14 protein-coding genes are annotated in these 17,725 nt (G+C 71.5%); 8 read left to right on the top strand and 6 right to left on the bottom strand.

Annotation, left to right across the window (positions count from 1 at the left end; genetic code table 11):
- Window positions 1-85: 85 nt before the first annotated feature.
- From RS86_RS02130 to RS86_RS02120, 3 genes are all read left to right on the top strand, one after another.
- Window positions 86-1,258, top strand: coding sequence for a cysteine desulfurase family protein (locus RS86_RS02130; protein ID WP_045270560.1), 1,173 nt, complete (start codon window positions 86-88; stop codon window positions 1,256-1,258).
- Between the two features lie 43 nt (window positions 1,259-1,301).
- Complete coding sequence (gene mnmA / locus RS86_RS02125; RefSeq protein ID WP_082076501.1) at window positions 1,302-2,399, top strand: tRNA 2-thiouridine(34) synthase MnmA; 1,098 nt, start codon at window positions 1,302-1,304, stop codon at window positions 2,397-2,399.
- 85 nt (window positions 2,400-2,484) lie between these two features.
- Window positions 2,485-3,756 carry an ATP-binding protein gene (locus RS86_RS02120; protein WP_045270559.1) on the top strand — a complete coding sequence of 424 codons (1,272 nt, stop codon included), beginning with the start codon at window positions 2,485-2,487 and terminating at the stop codon, window positions 3,754-3,756.
- A 63-nt stretch (window positions 3,757-3,819) separates the two neighbouring features.
- On the opposite strand, the gene RS86_RS02115 is transcribed toward RS86_RS02120, so the two are convergent.
- Window positions 3,820-4,464, bottom strand: a complete 645-nt coding sequence (locus RS86_RS02115) for a response regulator transcription factor (RefSeq protein ID WP_045270558.1) — start codon at window positions 4,462-4,464, stop codon at window positions 3,820-3,822.
- Window positions 4,445-5,743 carry a sensor histidine kinase gene (locus tag RS86_RS02110; protein WP_045270557.1) on the bottom strand — a complete coding sequence of 433 codons (1,299 nt, stop codon included), beginning with the start codon at window positions 5,741-5,743 and terminating at the stop codon, window positions 4,445-4,447. The genes RS86_RS02115 and RS86_RS02110 overlap by 20 nt, the downstream gene beginning before the upstream one ends.
- Window positions 5,744-5,867: 124 nt before the next feature.
- Here RS86_RS02110 and RS86_RS02105 point away from each other — a divergent pair, with 124 nt between their 5' ends.
- From RS86_RS02105 to RS86_RS02085, 5 genes are read left to right on the top strand one after another with little or no spacing between them, the layout of a single operon-like run.
- Window positions 5,868-6,647 (top strand): ABC transporter ATP-binding protein, encoded by a 780-nt coding sequence (locus tag RS86_RS02105; protein ID WP_045270556.1) that lies wholly within the window; start codon window positions 5,868-5,870, stop codon window positions 6,645-6,647.
- Window positions 6,644-8,014: an FtsX-like permease family protein gene (locus RS86_RS02100; RefSeq protein WP_045270555.1), complete on the top strand. Its 1,371-nt coding sequence runs from the start codon at window positions 6,644-6,646 to the stop codon at window positions 8,012-8,014. The genes RS86_RS02105 and RS86_RS02100 overlap by 4 nt, the downstream gene beginning before the upstream one ends.
- Before the next feature lie 54 nt (window positions 8,015-8,068).
- Window positions 8,069-10,387: an NAD-dependent DNA ligase LigA gene (gene ligA, locus RS86_RS02095; protein ID WP_045270554.1), complete on the top strand. Its 2,319-nt coding sequence runs from the start codon at window positions 8,069-8,071 to the stop codon at window positions 10,385-10,387.
- Window positions 10,388-10,415: 28 nt separating this feature from the next.
- Window positions 10,416-11,165 carry an ABC transporter permease gene (locus tag RS86_RS02090; protein WP_045270553.1) on the top strand — a complete coding sequence of 250 codons (750 nt, stop codon included), beginning with the start codon at window positions 10,416-10,418 and terminating at the stop codon, window positions 11,163-11,165.
- Window positions 11,166-11,214: 49 nt separating this feature from the next.
- A complete protein-coding gene (locus RS86_RS02085) occupies window positions 11,215-11,622 on the top strand; it encodes a YybH family protein (RefSeq protein WP_045270552.1) in 408 nt (135 codons plus the stop codon).
- A 486-nt stretch (window positions 11,623-12,108) separates the two neighbouring features.
- Here the strand turns inward: RS86_RS02085 and RS86_RS02080 are convergent, their stop codons facing one another.
- The 4 genes from RS86_RS02080 to RS86_RS02065 form a co-directional block, all read right to left on the bottom strand.
- Complete coding sequence (locus RS86_RS02080; RefSeq protein ID WP_045270584.1) at window positions 12,109-14,022, bottom strand: DEAD/DEAH box helicase; 1,914 nt, start codon at window positions 14,020-14,022, stop codon at window positions 12,109-12,111.
- A gap of 144 nt (window positions 14,023-14,166) precedes the next feature.
- Window positions 14,167-15,867, bottom strand: a complete 1,701-nt coding sequence (locus RS86_RS02075) for a long-chain-fatty-acid--CoA ligase (RefSeq protein ID WP_045270551.1) — start codon at window positions 15,865-15,867, stop codon at window positions 14,167-14,169.
- 75 nt (window positions 15,868-15,942) lie between these two features.
- Window positions 15,943-16,743: an ABC transporter permease gene (locus tag RS86_RS02070; RefSeq protein ID WP_045270550.1), complete on the bottom strand. Its 801-nt coding sequence runs from the start codon at window positions 16,741-16,743 to the stop codon at window positions 15,943-15,945.
- Between the two features lie 8 nt (window positions 16,744-16,751).
- Window positions 16,752-17,678: an ABC transporter permease gene (locus RS86_RS02065; RefSeq protein WP_082076500.1), complete on the bottom strand. Its 927-nt coding sequence runs from the start codon at window positions 17,676-17,678 to the stop codon at window positions 16,752-16,754.
- Window positions 17,679-17,725: the final 47 nt, after the last annotated feature.

The raw sequence follows: 17,725 nt of genomic DNA, 5'->3' as shown, positions 1-17,725 counted from the left end.
GCGGTGCCGGCCGGTCGGGCTGCCACGGCGTACCGCGATCCGTGCCACCGAGTCCCATCCCCGCGCGAAGTGCGAGAGTGGTGGGGTGCATTACCTGGATCATGCCGCCACGACGGACCTGCGGCCGGAGGCCGCCGACGAGTGGCTGCGCGTCGCCAGGGCGACGGGCAACGCCTCCTCGACGCACGGCGCGGGGCAGCAGGCGCGCCGCATCCTGGAGGAGTCCAGGGAGCGGCTCGCGGCGATGCTGGGGTGCGACCCGATCGAGGTCGTCCTCACCTCGGGCGGCACGGAGTCGGTGAACCTCGCCGTGCAGGGTCTGTGGCGGTCCCGCCCGGAGGGGAGCGATGCGATCCTGCTTCCCGACGGGGAGCACCACGCGACGCTCGACACGGTCGCCGCGCTCGCCGCGGACGGCGCCAGGGTGATCGCCGTCGGGCTCGACGCCGTCGGGCGGATCCCGGTCGACGCCTTCGCGGCGAAGGTCGCGTCGGACGGCGTGGGCGTGGCCACCGCGCTGATGGCGAACAACGAGGTCGGCACCGTCAACGACGCCGCCGCGCTCGCCGCGTCGGCGGCCGCCGCGCGTGTTCCCCTGCACCTGGATGCCGTCGCCGCCTTCGGCCACCTGCCGCTCTCGTTCGCGGTGCTCCGCGGCGACGCGCCGGCCGGGGCAGGTCTCGTCGCGCTCAGCGTCGCCGGGCACAAGATCGGCGCCCCCACGGGCACGGGGGCGCTCGTCGTGGCCCGCACCGCACGCCTCGCGCCGCTGCTGCACGGCGGCGGTCAGCAGCGCGGTCTCCGCTCCGGCACGCAGGACGTCGCCGGCGCCGCCGCGTTCGCCGTCGCCGCAGAGCTCACCATCGCCGAGCGGGCCTCGGAATCGGCGCGGCTCGGCGCGCTGCGCGACCGCCTCGTCGCCGGGATCCTGGAGCGGGTGCCCTCCGCCGAACTCCTCGGGGATCCGGACGCCGCCGGCCGCCTGCCGGGCAATGCTCACCTGCTGTTCCCCGGGGCGCCGAGCGAGAGCCTGCTGTTCCTGCTCGATGTGGCCGGGGTCTCGGCGTCGGCCGGATCCGCTTGCCAGGCCGGCATCGCGGAACCTTCGCACGTGGTGCAGGCGCTCGGCCGTAGCGAGACCGAGGCGCGCAGCGTGATCCGGTTCACGGTCGGGCGCACGTCGACCGAGGGCGACGTGGATGCCGTGCTCGCGGTGATCGGCGACGCGTACGCACGGGCCTCCGGCGCTGTGCGCTGACGCGCCCGGCCCCCGCCCAGCCGTCCGCTCGTACACTGGGTCCATGCGTGTTCTGGCGGCGATGAGCGGGGGAGTGGACTCCGCCGTGGCCGCGGCGCGCGCGGTCGAGGCCGGTCACGACGTGGTGGGCGTGCATCTCGCGCTCTCCCGGGCGGGTGGCACCCTGCGCACCGGAAGCCGCGGCTGCTGCACGATCGAGGACGCGATGGACGCGCGGCGCGCCGCGGATCTGCTCGGCATCCCGTTCTACGTCTGGGACTTCTCCGAGCGCTTCCGCGAGGACGTGATCGACGACTTCGTCGCGGAGTACCGCGCGGGCCGCACGCCGAACCCGTGCTTGCGCTGCAACGAGAAGATCAAGTTCGCGGCGCTCCTGGAGCGCGCGATCGAACTCGGCTTCGACGCCGTGTGCACCGGGCACTACGCGACGCTCGTCGACGGCGAGGGCGGCCTGGAGCTGCATCGCGCCTCCGACGCCGCCAAAGACCAGTCCTACGTGCTCGGCGTGCTGAACGCCGAGCAGCTCGCGCACACGTACTTCCCGCTCGGATCCACGCCGTCCAAGGCGCTCGTGCGCGCGGAGGCGGCGGAGCGCGGGCTGAGCGTCGCGCAGAAGCCGGACAGCCACGACATCTGCTTCATCCCCGACGGCGACACCCGCGGCTGGCTCGCGGAGAAGGTCGGCGCCGAGCAGGGCGAGATCCTCGATCGCGACGGCGAGGTCGTGGGCACGCACGACGGCGCGCACGCGTTCACCGTGGGTCAGCGCAAGGGGCTTCGCCTCGGCGTGCCCGCACCCGACGGCAAGCCCCGGTTCGTGCTGGAGGTCCGCCCGGTCTCGAACACGGTCGTCGTCGGCCCGAAGGAGGCGCTCGCGATCGCCGAGATCTCCGGCGAGCGCCGGTCGTGGGCGGGTACCGCACCCGCCGCGGAGGAGTTCGCCTGCGAGGTCCAGATCCGCGCTCATGCCGATCCTGTTCCCGCGCGTGCCTTCATCGCGGAGGACGGCGTCAGGGTCGTCCCCGACGAGCCGCTCGACGGCGTCGCACCGGGCCAGAGCGCCGTGCTGTACGTCGGAACGCGGGTGCTCGGCCAGTTCACGATCGACCGCACGGTGTCGGCGGTGCCGGCCGGGGTCTGAGCCCTGCTCCCTCGCGGGCGTCATGTCGACGGCGGCCGCCGCAGCCTCTGTGATGATGGGTGCACGGTCCGACGGAGGAGGCGCCATGACGAGGACGTACATCCGCGATTTCCACGGGGACGATCTGGACCAGATCGTCCGGTTGTGGGGGCAGGTCACGCGCGAGAACGAGTGGCCCATCTACTCGCTCGCCGAGGTGATCGCCTCGTGCCAGCAGGATCACGCCGTCGTCGCGGTCCAGGGCGAGCTGCTCGTGGGCGCCGCTGTCGGCCGGGGCGCGCACGCGCAGGGCTGGATCGTGTTCTTCGGGACGATCGACGACGCCGGATCCGACGTGAGCTCGTCGCTCCTGCACGCACTCGAGCGAAAGATGGCGCCCCTCGGCCTCGCGAAGCTCTCGGTGCTCATCCCCGAGGCCGACGGGCTCGGCTCGTTCACCGAGAGCGGCTTCCACGTGCACCATTCCGTGCGCTACCTCGAACGCGCGATGCCCATCCAGCGGCGTGAGATCGACGCGCTCAAGGAGGTGGGCGGACGCATCCTCCCGCCGCACCTGTGGGATCGTGTCGCCGGGATGACGCACGAGAAGACGCTCCTCGAGGAGCGCCTGGTGACTCCGCTCGCCCGCCCGGAGCTCGCCGAGCGGTTCGGGGTCGTGCCCCCGCGCGCCGTCATGCTCTTCGGCCCGCCAGGCACGGGCAAGACCACGTTCGCGCGGGCGGTCGCCTCTCGGCTCGACTGGCCCTTCGTCGAGCTGTTCCCTTCGCGCCTCGCCGACGGGGGCACGGGCCTCGCCGGCGGGCTGCGCGCATCGTTCGAGACCATCGACGAGCTCGAGCACGCGGTCGTCTTCATCGACGAGGTGGAGGAGATCGCCTCCCGCCGCGGCGGGACGCCGCCCTCGCCCACGCAGGGCGTCACGAACGAGCTGCTGAAGCTCGTCGCCGACTTCCGCGACAGGGAGGGCCGGATCCTGATCTGCGCGACCAACTTCGTGCGCGCGCTCGATGCGGCGTTCCTCCGACATGGGCGCTTCGACTACGTGATCCCGATCGGTCTGCCGGACCCCGACGCCCGCCGTGCGATCTGGGCGCGGTACATCCCGGTCGAGTCGGCCGGTGACGTGGATCTGGATCGGCTGGTCGCGGCGAGCGAGGGGCTGACGCCGGCCGACATCGAATACGCCGCGCGGCGTGCGTCCCAGGAGGCGCTGGCGCGGGCGCTGAGCGATGGCGCGCAGGGATCCGCGCTCGACACGGATGACTACGCGCGGGCTCTCGGGAGCACACGGGCGACGGTGTCGGCGGACGAGATCGCCGAGTTCAGGGCGGATATCGAGACGATCGCCCGGCTCTGAGGATCCGGAGCAGGGCGGGCGGATCCTGGCACCCGGCCTCGCTTCCGCCGGGGACTCGTCCGCTCATCTCTGCAGGAAGAGCAGGATCGCTCTGACGCGCCGGTTCTCCTGCGTCGGGGACAGGCCGAGACCCGTGAAGATGTTGCCGACGTGCTTGCGCACCGCGGCATCGCTGAGGTGCAGGGCACGGGAGATGTCGCCGTTGGATGAGCCCTCGGCCATCAGCTCCAGCACCTCGCGCTCGCGGGGCGTGAGACCGTCCAGCACGTCAGGGCCTCCGCTGCGCAGCAGGTGGCGGGCGACCTCGGGGTCGATCACGGTGCCGCCGCCTGCGATCGTGCGGAGCGCGCGTTCGAAATCGGAGATCCGGTTCACCCTGTCCTTGAGCAGATACCCGATCCCGCCCTCGGGCAGCGTCAGCAGTTCGCGTGCGTAGTGGTCGGCGACGTACTGCGAGAGCACCAGGATCGGCTGCGTCGGGTGCCCCCGTCGTATCGCCAGGGCCGCCCTCAGGCCGTCATCGGTGCCGTCCGGTGGCATGCGCACGTCCGTCATCACGAGGTCGGGAGCGGGGACCGCAGCGGCGAAGGCCGCACGGAGCTCATCCGCATCCGCGGCCGTGCCGACGATCTCGTGCCCGAGCCGGACCAGCAGGTCGGTGAAGGCCTCGCGCAGCAGCGCCGAATCCTCAGCGAGCAGGATGCGCATGCGCGACCTCCTCGAGCCCGCGCGGCGCGCTCAGCGCGATCGTCGTGGGCCCGCCGGCGGGGGAGTCGATCTCGAGCGCGCCGTCGAGCGCCGCCGCGCGCGCGATCAGGCCGGTGAGACCCGTGCCGGCTGCGGGGTCCGCGCCGCCGCGGCCGTCGTCCCGCACGACCACCTCGAGAGAGGCGCCGTCCGTGCGTGCGATCACGTCGACGCGCGTCGCGTCCGTGTGCTTGACCGCATTCGTGAGCGCTTCGCGCACCACGAAATACGCCGCGGCCTCGACCGCGGGGCCGGCGTGCCCGAGCTCGTCGCACTGCAGGGCCACACGGAGCGGTGATCGCCCCGCCAGCTCCTCGAGAGCGGCGCCGAGGCCGCGGTCGGCGAGCACCGCAGGGTGGATCCCCCGCACGGATTCCCGTAGCGCCGCGGAGGCGCGATCAGCCTGATCCTGCGCCGCGGCGAGAGACCGACGGGCGGGATCCGCCTCGTCGCCGAGGAGCGCGAGGTCGAGCTCGAGCGCGCCGAGACGGGTCGCGAGCACAACGAGTTCCTGCTGCACGCCGTCGTGCAGGTCTCGTTCGATGCGCCGGCGCTCGTCCTCGTGCGCGGTCACGATCGCCGCGCGGGAGCGGGTGAGCCGCTCCATCCGCTGCTCGATCTCGGCTCCGCGCGGGGCGAGCAGCCAGGAGATCGTGAGGCTCTGCGCCGTCGCCAGGGCGAGGTTCAGATACGCGGCGACGACCAGGACGATCGCGAGCGCCAGCGGAGGGAGCCACCAGGTGCCTGCGTCGAGGCGGATCCGGGCGTCGCCGAAGAGCAGGATCTCGGTGGCCCCGCGGCTCAGCGCATGGATCGGCACGCCCACGACCACGATCAGCGCCATCGCCTCGAAGAAGAGCAGTCCGAGCGAGAGGAGCCCCGCGACCAGATCCAGCAGCAGCACGAGCGCCTCGCGCCAGGTCGCGGGCTCGGTGAGGCGGATGTTCAGCCAGTTGTGCCGGTCCTCGCCCGCCACCCGGACGTGCCCGGTCGGGATCGCCGCGAAGCCGAGCAGCCTCTGCCGCCGGCGTTCGAGGGCCCCGATGGCGATCCCCCAGATCGGCAGCAGCAGAAGCGTGAGGGGGAGGAGGACCAGAAGCAGCAGGCCGAGCACGGCCGAGATCAGGAGATAGCCGAGCGCCCGCCACGGCCACCAGGAGGTCAGGACGACCCAGGGCGCCCGCTGCAGGGCCTGCGTCACGGTGTGCGCACGGCGCGAAGAGAGAAGGCGCGTGCTCATGCGGTCAGTCTAGGGACGAGGCGGGTCGGCCGAGCCCGGCTGCGGCGAAGAGTAGACCTGGCGCTACCGGCGAGGGAGCTCGTGGCCTCCTGCGTGCACGACCGGATCCGGCTGGACTGGAGGCATGGAAGAGATCCTGGTGGCCGAGGGCCTCATGAAGCAGTACATCGCGGGCCGGGAGCAGGTGCCGGTGCTGCGCGGCATCGATCTCGCCGTCGATGCCGGGGAGATGGTGAGCATCGTCGGCCCGAGCGGATCCGGCAAGTCGACCCTGCTGTACTGCCTCGCGGGTCTCGAGCGCGCCGATCGGGGGGAGGTCAGGGTGCATGGGGAGGCGCTTACCGGTGCGTCCGCGGCGAGGCTCGCGACGCTGCGGCGCGACCGGATCGGCTTCGTCTTCCAGTCCTACAACCTGATCCCTTCGCTGTCCGTCCGGGAGAACGTGGCGCTCCCCGCCCGGCTGGCCCGTCGTGCGGCGCCGGACGTCGAGGGTGCGCTCGCCGCGGTCGGGCTGGCGGAACACGGAGCCAAGCGTCCAGGGCAGCTCTCCGGCGGTCAGCAGCAGCGCGTGGCGGTCGCGCGGGTGCTCGCCGCACAGCCGGCCGTGCTCTTCGCGGATGAGCCCACCGGAGCGCTCGACTCCGCGGCCGGCGGCGTGGTGCTCGATCTGCTGCGCGGATATGCGCAGGGGGAGCGCTCCGTGGTCCTGGTGACGCACGACCTGGACGCCGCCGCGCGTGCCGATCGCACGATCGTGCTCCGGGACGGGCTCGTCGTGGCCGAGCTGCGGAGACCGAGCGCCGCGCAGATCCTCGCCGCGCAGCACGCCTCGAGCGAAGGGCTCACCATGGTCGGACGCGGTACGGGAAGCCGTCTGCTCCGCACGGCCGAGGCCGGCGCATGATCCGGCTGCTGCTCGGCGAGCTGCGTGCGGACTGGCGCTCCTGGGCGGGCCTCGTGCTCGTCGCGGCCGTTGCCGGTCTCGCGATCGGGATCGGCGGATCCTTCCTCGAAACCGGCCTTCACGTCGGCGGGCGGAGGGGGGACGGGATCAGCGGCGTCTCTTCGATGATCCTGGTGTTCAGCGGTGTGAGTGCGATCGCGGTCACCAGCGCCGTCGCCCGTCTCGCGGTCGACCTCGGCAGGCCCGGCTATGCGCGATGGCAGCTCTGCGGGGTCACCCCTCGGCAGACCGCTGCCGTCGTCCTGGGTCAGGTGGTGGTGCTGAGCCTGACCGGGGCGGCACTGGGTCTCGGGGCGACCGCGCTGCTCGCCCGCTTCGTGCTGAGGCTCGCGTTCGACGGCGCGTCCGGAGGCTACGAGACCACGACCGCGATCGTCGGACCGCTGACCGCGATCCTCCTGGGCGGAGGCGTGCTGCTCGTCTCCCTGCTCGGCGGACTGCCCGCCGCGCGCCGTGCCGCGCGCACCCCCGCGCTCGAGGCGCTCCGCGAGTCGGAACCCCAAGGCACGGCGATGCGGTGGTGGCGATGGGCGCTGTTCGCCGTCCTGACGGCGGGCATGGTGGCCGCGGTGCAGGCGTGGATGTCCTCGGCCGCCGCCGCCACCCCCGAGGATCGCAGCACCCTGATCTCGCAGACGCCGCTCATCGCGCCGCTCCTCACGATGGTGATCGTGGCGGGAGGTCCGGTGCTGTACGCGCCGCTGCTGCGGGCATGGACCGCGCTGCTGCCGGCGAGGGCCTCGTCGGCGTGGTTCCTCGCCCGGCATCAGGCGCGCTACCACCTCGGGCGCAGCACGGCCTCGATCACCCCGCTGCTCACCGGAACGGCGATGCTCGGCGGTCTCTACACCGTCACCGCGACCTGGGGTGCGGCGGCGAGAGCCGCCGGCGAGCCCTTCGAGGGGCTCAAGCTCGGCCAGGTGATCGTGCTGCTGGGCGGGCCGCTGCTGCTCGCGGGGATCGGCGCGGCCGTGGTCGTGTTCATGAGCAACCGCACCCAGGCGCGGGAGCAGGCGCTGCTGTCGGCGAGCGGCGCGACGACGACCGTGATCCTCCGAGCCGCTGTGCTGCAGGCGCTCATCCACGTGTGCACAGCCGCGCTGCTGTCCGGCGCCGTGATCGCGGCGACCGGCGTGCTGACCACCGCGATGCTCCGCCCGTTCTATCCCGCCGTCGCGCCGCAGTACGACGTCGGATCCTCCGGGATCCTCGTCGGTGCGGGTGCGCTGCTCACCGCGGCGGCCGTGCTGATCCCCGTCCTGTCGCGGCTGCGGGCATCGGTGGCGACGGCGCTCAGCGCGATGTGAGCGCCATCCGGGTGCCGCCCCGCGGATGTCCGTGTCCGCTCGTAGACTTCAGGGGTGCCGGAGAACATCTCGCTGGAAGCCGCCCGCGTCGAGGCCGAGGAGCTGACGACTCGCATCCTGGAGGCGAAGGACGCGTACTACGGCCGCGACACCTCGCTCGTCGACGACGCCACCTACGACGGCTGGATGCACCGGCTCGAGGAGCTCGAGCGCGTGCACCCCGAGCTGCAGGGGCAGGATTCGCCGACCCAGATGGTCGGCGCGGCCGACGCCACGGGCCTGCAGACCATCGAGCATGCCGAGCGCATGCTCAGCCTCGACAACGTGTTCTCGCTCGACGAGCTGCGCGAGTGGGCCGCCAAGACCCGTGCCGCGGCCGCTCGCGACGTCGCCTGGCTCACCGAGCTGAAGATCGATGGCCTCGCGATCAACCTGCGTTACGAGCACGGCGTGCTCACCTCCGCCGCCACGCGGGGCGACGGCCGCGTCGGCGAGATCGTGACCGAGAACGCCCTGCGCGTCGCGGGCATCCCCGAGCGGCTCAGCGGCTCAGGGCACCCGGCGATCGTCGAGGTGCGCGGCGAGGTGTTCATCCCCGTGGCCGCGTTCGAGCGGCTGAATGCGGCGCAGGCCGCGTTCCGCGACCGCGCGTACGCCGAAGCGCTCGAGCGCTTCCAGGCCCGTGGCGGCGCCAAGAAGCCCTTCGACGAGGAGAAGGCCCGCACGGCGGCCGCCCGACGCTTCCCCTCTTTCGCGAATCCCCGCAACGCCGCGAGCGGAGGCCTGCGCCAGCAGCTGGACAAGAAGGACGGCATGGAGCTCGAGGCGGGTCTGCTCCGCGTGGACTCCCTCGCGCTGTACGTGCACGGCATCGGAGCGTGGCCGGATCCGCCCGTCTCCGCTCAGAGCGAGGTCTACGAGCTGCTCGCGGAGTGGGGGCTGCCCACGAGTCCGCATACGAAGGTCTGCGCCACGATCGATGAGGTCGCCGAGTTCGTCGCCTACTTCGGCGAGCACCGGCACGACATCGAGCACGAGCTGGACGGCATCGTCGTGAAGGTCGACGAGCTCGATCTGCACGCCGAACTCGGCGCCACGAGCCGCGCGCCCCGCTGGGCGATCGCCTACAAGTACCCGCCGGAGGAGGTGCAGACCATCCTTCTCGACATCGTGGTGTCGGTCGGCCGCACGGGCCGTGCGACGCCGTTCGCGGTCATGGCTCCTGCACACGTCGCCGGAAGCGTCGTGCGCCAGGCCACGCTGCACAACAAGGACGTGGTGAAGGCCAAGGGCGTGCTGATCGGCGACACGGTCGTGCTGCGCAAGGCGGGCGATGTGATCCCCGAGGTGCTCGGCCCGGTGGTCGAGCGGCGCGACGGCTCGGAGCGGGAGTTCGTGATGCCGGAGCGCTGCCCGGAGTGCGGCTCGATCCTGGCGCCCGCCAAGGAGGGCGACATCGACCTGCGCTGCCCGAACACGCGATCCTGCCCGGCACAGGTGCGCGGCCGTGTCGAGCACATCGGATCCCGTGGTGCCCTCGACGTCGAGGCGCTCGGCGAGGTCACCGCCGCCGCGCTCACGCAGCCGAGTCACCCTGCGGTCCCGCCGCTGGAGACCGAGGCGGGACTGTTCACGCTCACGCTCGAGCAGCTCGTGCCGATCGAGGTCGTCGTCCGCGACGCCGAGACGGGGCTCCCGAAGGAGGACGAGGACGGGATCGTGAAGACCCGCGCACCGTTCCGCCGCAATCCGACCGCGGCCGAGAAGAAGGAGGGCGTCAACGCGTCTCAGCCGTCCTCCCAGGCCGTCAAGCTGCTCGCCGAGCTCGAGAAGGCGAAGACCAAGGACCTGTGGCGCCTGCTGGTCGCGCTGAACATCCGCCATGTCGGCCCGGTCGCCGCACGCGCCCTGGCGCAGTGGTTCGGATCCCTGGATGCGATCCGTGCCGCGTCCCGCGAGGAGCTCGCCGCTGTCGAGGGAGTCGGCGGGATCATCGCCGACTCGCTCCTGGACTGGTTCACCATCGACTGGCATCAGGACATCGTGCAGCGCTGGGCCGACGCCGGTGTGCAGTGGGCGACGCCAGGGCACGCCGGGCCGGGAGCCGCGGCCGCGGAGGGCGGAGTCCTCGACGGGCTCACTGTCGTCGCCACCGGATCCCTCGACGGCTACACCCGCGAAGGCGCGCAGGAGGCGATCATCAAGGCCGGAGGCAAGGCCGCGTCGAGCGTCTCGAAGAAGACCGATTTCGTGGCCGCGGGTCCCGGTGCCGGATCCAAGCTCGCCAAGGCGGAGGAGCTGGGCCTGCGGATCCTCGACGCAGCGCAGTTCCACCTCCTCGTGACCCAGGGGCCCGACGCGCTCGACGCCTGAGAGCGCGACCGCCGGGGAGGAGCTGCGCATGACGGGCGGGATCGATCTGCTGCCGACGGTGATCGGAGTGCTCGTCCTGGCCGCGATCGCTACTGCGGCCCTGCTCGCCTTCCGGGTGCCGGGGCGGTGGACTCCGGCGCTCGCGGTCCTGCGCGGCGCGGTGCAGCTCGCGGTGATCAGCGCCATCCTGACCGGGATCGTCTCGCAGCCGGCGTGGATCGGCGTCGCACTGCTGGTCATGTTCGGCATCGCCACGGGCGTGGCCGTGCGCCGGACGGGCGGCGGTGCGCACATGGTCCTCGTCATGGCGACCTCGATCGGCGCGGGCGCGGTCGTGTCCATCGGCACGGTGTTCGCGACCGGGGCGCTGCAGCCCACGCCGCGCTACCTCCTCGCGATCGGGGCGATCCTCATCGGTAACTCCATGAGCATCGCCACGCTCGCCGGGCGCCGGTTCACCGCGTCGGTGGCCGACCGTTGGGAGGAGGTCGAGGGGTGGCTCGCCCTCGGCGCGACCCCGCGCCGCTCCACGCTCGATCTCGCACGCCGGGCGGTGCGCGAGGCCCTCATCCCGTCGATCGATCAGACCAAGACGACCGGGCTCGTGGTACTGCCGGGAGCGTTCGTCGGCGCGATCTTCGGCGGCCTGTCGCCGCTGGAGGCCGGGCGCTTCCAGATCGTGGTGCTGGCCGCGATCATGGCGGCCGGATCCCTCACCGCGGTCCTGATCGCGACGTGGCTCGGCCCGGTGCGCACGAAGCCGGTCATCGCGGCGTGACGTGCTCCGCGGTCTGTCCACGGCGTCTCATGAGGGGTTGAATACCGCCATGGACGATCGCGACGAGTTCCTCGCTTGGTTCGGAACGACCTGGCAGGCGGCCGAAGCCGCGCTGCACGCGGGCGACGCCGGTCCGCGGCTCTCCACCTGGTCCTCGATCGAGCCGGTGACGCTGTTCGGCGCCTGGTTCAGCGCGTCGGGTGTCGACGACGTGCGCGAGGTCTTCCGGAAGCTCGGGGAGTCCTTCTCCGACACCGCCACCAGCACCGTCGAGCTGCTCGCGGCGGAGGTGTCGGGAGACCTCGCCTACACCGCGCACCGGGAGATCACCGCGGCAGCCGTCGACGGCCGGCCGCGCAGCTACGTGCTGCGCGTGACGCAGGTGTACCGGCGTGAAGAGGGCACCTGGAAGGTCGTGCACCGCCACGGCGACGAGGAGCTGAGCTCGACGCGCTGAGCGCGCTGAGCGCGCTGAGCGCAGGAGAGTGAGCCGGTGGTCTGCCGAATGCACGTGCTTCGCGCGCCAAGTGCACGGGAAGCTGCCGAATGCACGGATACTTCGCGTCGAGTTCCGGTGCGTTCGGCAAGTGGCCGTGTGCTCGGTGGACTCGCGTGACGAATTCCGGTGCGCTGGTGAACAGGCCGTGTGCTCGGTGGACCTGTGTGTTGCGGGCGTAGTGCTCGTCGAGCGTGCGGGAAGCAGTCGAATGCACGGGTACTTCGCGTCGACGTCCCGTGCACTCGGCAAATAGCCGTGCGTTCGACGGATCCGTGTGTCGAGTTCCCGTGCACTCGGCCACTGGCCGTGTGCTCGGTGGATCCGTGTGTCGAGTTCCCGTGCACTCGGCCAGTGGCCGTGTGCTCGGTGGATCCGTGTGTCGAGTTCCGGTGCGTTCGGCAAAAGGCCGTGCGCCCGGCGAGAACGCCGGGCGCACGGGAATGCTCAGTCCTTGTGGCGCGGCTTGCGCGGGGGACGGTCGTCGCTGCCGCGGTCGTCGCGCAGGGCGTCGTCGCGACGCGGGCGGTCGCCGTAGCTGCGATCCGCGGATCCGCTGTCGTACGAGCGGCGCGGGCGGTCGCCGTAGCCGCGGTCGTCACGGCCCCGGTCGTCGTGGCGCGGACCGCGGTTCGGGCGCCCGGAGTCGCGCTGGATCTCGATGAGGCGGCCCGAGATGCGGGTGTCGCGCAGGCGGTCCAGCACCGAGGAGTCCAGGTTGGAGGGGAGCTCGACGATCGAGAAGTCCGGACGGATCGTGATCGCACCGAAGTCGTCACGGCCGAGGCCGCCCTCGTTCGCGAGTGCGCCGACGATCTGTCGCGGCTCGACGCGGTGACGACGACCGACCTCGATCCGGTAGGGCGTGTAGTCGCCGCGGCTGCGGCGTTCCGGACGTGCGCCGCGGTCGTCACGGGCGCCGTCGCGCCCGCCCGAGCGCTCGGTGCGCTCGCGCTGCGGCCGGTTGTCGGCCGCGATCGCCGCAGAGAGCGAGTCCTTCGCCGGATCCAGCAGCAGCGGGGTGTCGCCCTGAGCGACCACGGCGAGGGCCGCGGCCACGTCGGCCTCCGGCACGTCGTGGTTGCGCACGTAGTGGGCGATGATGTCGCGGAAGCCCTCGATCCGGCCGGTCTCCTCGAGCGCCGCGGTGATCGCGTCGTCGAAGCGCGTCAGACGGGTGCTGTTCACGTCCTCGGTCGTCGGCAGCGCCATCTGCGCGGGCTGCTGGCGCGTGGCGCGCTCGATGTGCTTGAGCAGGTAGCGCTCGCGCGGGGTGATGAAGCTGATCGCGTCGCCGGAACGGCCCGCGCGACCGGTGCGGCCGATGCGGTGCACGTAGGACTCGGTGTCCGTGGGGATGTCGAAGTTGACGACGTGGCTGATCCGCTCGACATCGAGGCCGCGCGCGGCGACGTCGGTGGCGACGAGGATGTCGAGCTTGCCGTCCTTGAGCTGGCCGACCGTGCGCTCGCGCATCGGCTGCGCGATGTCGCCGTTGATCGCGGCGGCGGAATAGCCCCGGGCGCGCAGCTTCTCGGCGAGTGTCTCGGTCTCGTTCTTGGTGCGGACGAAGACGATCATGCCCTCGAAGTTCTCGACCTCGAGGATCCGGGTGAGCGCATCCACCTTCTGCGCGTACGACACCACGAGGTAGCGCTGGGTGATGTTCGCGTTGGTCGTGGTCTTGCCCTTGACCGAGATCTCCTCGGGGTCGTGCAGGTACTGCTGCGCGAGCCGGCGGATCGTGGCGGGCATGGTCGCCGAGAACAGCGCGACCTGCTTGTCCTCCGGGGTCTGCGCGAGGATCTGCTCCACGTCCTCCGCGAAGCCCATCTTGAGCATCTCGTCGGCCTCGTCGAGCACGAGGTTCTTCAGCTCGGACAGGTCGAGGGTGCCCTTGGCGAGGTGGTCCATGATGCGGCCCGGCGTGCCGACGACGATGTGCACGCCTCGGCGGAGCGCCGACAGCTGCACGCCGTAGCCCTGGCCGCCGTAGACGGGCAGCAGGTGCACGCCCGGCATCTGGGCGGCGTACGCCTCGAAGGCCTCGGCGACCTGAAGCGCGAGCTCACGGGTCGGGGCGAGCACGAGCGCCTGCGGCTTCTGCTGCTGCAGATCCAGGTTCTCCAGGATCGGCAGGGCGAACGCCGCGGTCTTTCCCGTTCCGGTCTGCGCCGTGCCCAGCACGTCGCGCCCGCCGAGCAGCAGCGGGATCGTCTCGCGCTGGATCGCGGACGGGGTCTCGTACCCGAGCGCCTTGACAGCGGCGAGGACGGGCCCGCTGATGCCGAGTTCTTCGAAGCCGGGACCGGCCGGCGCTTCCGTTTCGGTCGCTCCGTCGCCCTCCGCAGCGGGGTCGATAGGGGTCTCGGTCGGCGTCGCGTCTTCTCGGGTCACAACTCAGAGTACCGTCCCAGGCCTGGGAGATCGCAGTCCAGAGCGCGCGAATGGTTCGATCCGAGGGCGGAATCGAGCCGATTGCGCGCTCTGAAACAGGCGGACGGGTCAGCTCCCGGAGGTCAGCGCGACCAGGCGCTCCTTGACCTGGCGCCGCAGCACCTTGCCGATGAGCGAGGTCGGCAGCTCGTCGACGACGAAGATGCGGCGCGGCACCTTGTAGGGCGTGAGGATCCCGCGGGCGAACTCGCGGATCGCCTCGACGTCGATGTTCGTACCTGGATCCACGACGATCGCCGCGACGACCTCCTCGCCGGAGTGCTCGCTGGGGAGCCCGACGACCGCGGCATCGAGGACGTCCGGGTGCTGGCGCAGCGCACCCTCGACCTCGGTGGGGGCGACGTTGAAGCCGCCGGTGATGATGAGCTCCTTGATCCGGTCGACGATGCGCACGAACCCGCCTTCGTCGATCGTGACGATGTCGCCGGTCCGGAACCAGCCGTCGGCGAACACGGCTTCCGTCTCCTCCGGCTTGCCGTAGTAGCCGGAGAACACCTGCGGACCGCGGACGACGAGCTCGCCGGGCTGCCCCGGCTCGACGTCCTTCGTCGGCTCGTCCGGATCCACCACGCGGCACTCGGTGCCGGGCAGCGGGAGACCCACCGTGCCGGGCACGCGGTTGTCCGCGACCGGGTTCGCCATGAGCACGGGCGAGCACTCGCTCAGGCCGTACCCCTCGACGAGATAGCCGCCCGTGGCCCGCTCGAACGGGACCACGAGCTCGTGCGGCAGCGCCATCGCGCCCGAGATCGCCACCTCGATGCCGGCGAGCGACACGCCCTGGGCGGTCGCAGCCTTGAGCAGGCGGTCCGCGATCGGCGGCACGAGCGGCAGGAAGGTCGCGGGATGCTTCTTCACCACGTCGAGTACGAGATCGGGGTCGAACTTGGGGAACAGCACGAGGCGTGCCCCGATGGACATCGCGAACGTGAGGCAGAGCGTGAGCCCGTAGGCGTGGAACATCGGCAGCACCGCGTACACGACGCAGCCGTTCCCGCGCGTGATCGAAGGAACCCAGGCCTGGGCCTGCGCCGCATTGGCGAGCAGGTTGCGGTGCGTCAACGAGGCGCCCTTAGGGGTGCCCGTGGTGCCGGACGTGTACTGGATGATCGCCAGGTCGTCCGTTGCGGGACGGGGGTGCGACGAGGGGAGCGGGGAGTACCCGACGACGGACTCCCAGGTGACGGTGCCCCGGACCCGGGTGGTGAGCGCCTCCCTGGACTCGCGCGCCTTCGCGACCGGCAGACGCAGCGCGAACCGCGTGAGCGCGGGCATCGCGCGCGTGACGTCGACCGAGATGAGGTTCGTGACGGCGAGGTCCGCAGGGAACTCCTGCACGGACGCGACGACCTTGTTCCAGACGATCGCGTGCTTCGCGCCGTGGTCCTCGAACTGCTTGCGCAGCTCGCGCGGCGTGTACAGCGGGTTGTGCTCCACGGCCACGGCGCCCAGGCGCAGGACGGCGTAGAACGCGATGATGTGCTGCGGACAGTTCGGCAGCACGATCGCGACCGGATCCCCGGCCTTCACGCCGAGCGCCTTCAGCCCCGCGGCCGCTCGATCGATCGCGGCCTGCAGGTCGCGGTACGACGTGGTCCGCCCGAAGAACTGCAGCGCCGGGGCGTCCGGATAGTCGCGGGCCGATGCCTCGACGATGTCGACGAGGGATCCGGATACCTCGTCGAGATCCTCCGGCACCCCCTCGGCGTAGCTGGCGGTCCAGGGGCGCGGAGGAACGAACGTCGTCACCTGCTCAGCCTATGCCTGAGGCCGCAGCGATCGCGCTCCGGGCGACGCCACCCCCTCCGCGCCGCCCGGAGCACCTCACCGGCGCTGCTGCTCGCTGCCGGAGAGCTTCTGCGCCAGGGCGATCGGTACGATCGAGACGACGACCAGCACGACGGCGATGACGGAGACGATCGGCGCCTGGTTGGGGCGGGCGACGTTGTCGATGATGAACATCGGCAGCGTCCGCACCCCGGATCCGGCCGTGAAGGTCGTCACCACGATCTCGTCGAAGGACAGCGCGAAGGCGAGCAGTCCGCCGGTGAGCAGGGCGGAGCGCAGCTGCGGGAAGGTCACGAGCCGGAACGTCGTCCAGACTCCGGCGCCGAGGTCGGCCGAGGCCTCTTCCAACGAGGTGCCCATGCGCCGCAGCCGGGCCACCGCGTTGTTGAACACGGTGACGATGCAGAACGTGGTGTGCGCGATGATCACGGTCCAGATCGACAGTGGCACGCCGAGGATCGTACGGAACAGGTTGTTCAGCGCGATGCCGGTGATGATGCCGGGCAGCGCGATCGGGAGGATCACGAGCAGGTTCACCGTATTGCGGCCGAAGAACGAGAACCGCTGCAGCGCGAAGGACAGCATCGTGCCGAGGACGAGCGCGAGCGCCGACGAGATCAGCGCGACCAGGGCGCTGGTGCCGACGGCCTCCAGCGCGCCGTCGCTGCGGAACGCCCGGCCCCACCACTCCAGCGTGAAGCCGGGGGGAGGCCAGGTGAGCGAGGACGACGTGGAGAACGAGTTGACCAGGACGACCAGCAGCGGCACGTACACGACCGCGAGGATCACCGTGGTGACGACGCCGAGGGTGACTCTGGTTCCGAGGGAGATGCGCACGATGACTCCTACAGGTTGTCCAGGGCGCCGGTGCGGCGCACGAGGAACAGGTAGCCGAAGATGATGACGATCGGGATGAGGGCGATCGCGCTCGCGAGCGGCAGGTTGTTCGCCGCGCCGATGTCCTGATAGACGAGCGTGCCGAGCATCTGCGCGCCTCCGCCCACGATGCCGATCGTGATGTAGTCGCCGAGCGACAGCGAGAAGCTGAAGATGGTGCCGGCGATGATCGCGGGCAGCGCCATCGGCCAGACCACCAGGCGCAGGGTCGCCCAGCTGCGCCCTCCCAGATCGCCGGAGGCCTCGAGCAGCGAGCTCGGCACCCGCTCCAGCCCGGCGTAGATGGGCAGGATGACGTACGGCAGCCACAGGTACGAGAGCGTGATGATCGTCGCCGTGATGCCGTAGCCGGGAGTGCTCCCGCCGAAGGGGCGAAGCAGCCAGTCCAGGATGCCGTCGCTGGAGAGCACGGAGCGCCAGGCGAAGGCCTTGACGAGGTACGAGGCCCAGAGCGGGGTCAGCACGAGCACGACCAGGGTGCGCTGCAGGGCGGGGGAGGCCACCATCGCCATGAAGTAGGCGATCGGCAGCGCGAGGGCGACGTCGATCAGGGTCACAGCGAGCGCGATCCCGACCGTGCGCAGCGTGATGCCCTGGTAGAACGCGTCGGTGACGACGGTCACCACGTTGTCGAGGGTGAACTCGGTGCGGATCTGCCCCGTGTAGGTGTCGGTGGTCCAGAACGCGGTGACGAGCAGCAACGCCAGAGCGACGACGTACACGGCTCCCAGCCAGAACAGCGGGGCCGACAGGAGCAGGGCGAGACGGGCGCGAGGGTGCGCGGAGAGGTAGGCGGATCCGCGTCGCGCCGCGGAACGGCGCGGGGAGGGGATCGTGGTGCGTGGCGGTGTCTTCGCCGGTGCGATGGTGGTCATGACGGGCCTTTCGAATCCCGGTCCCGGTCGCCCGGAGCGCGAGGCCC

The organism is Microbacterium azadirachtae, assembly GCF_000956505.1.
In the GTDB taxonomy this organism is placed as follows: domain Bacteria; phylum Actinomycetota; class Actinomycetes; order Actinomycetales; family Microbacteriaceae; genus Microbacterium; species Microbacterium azadirachtae_A.
Note: the sequence above shows the minus strand (reverse complement) of the source record. Positions and strands in the feature narration are given on the sequence as shown.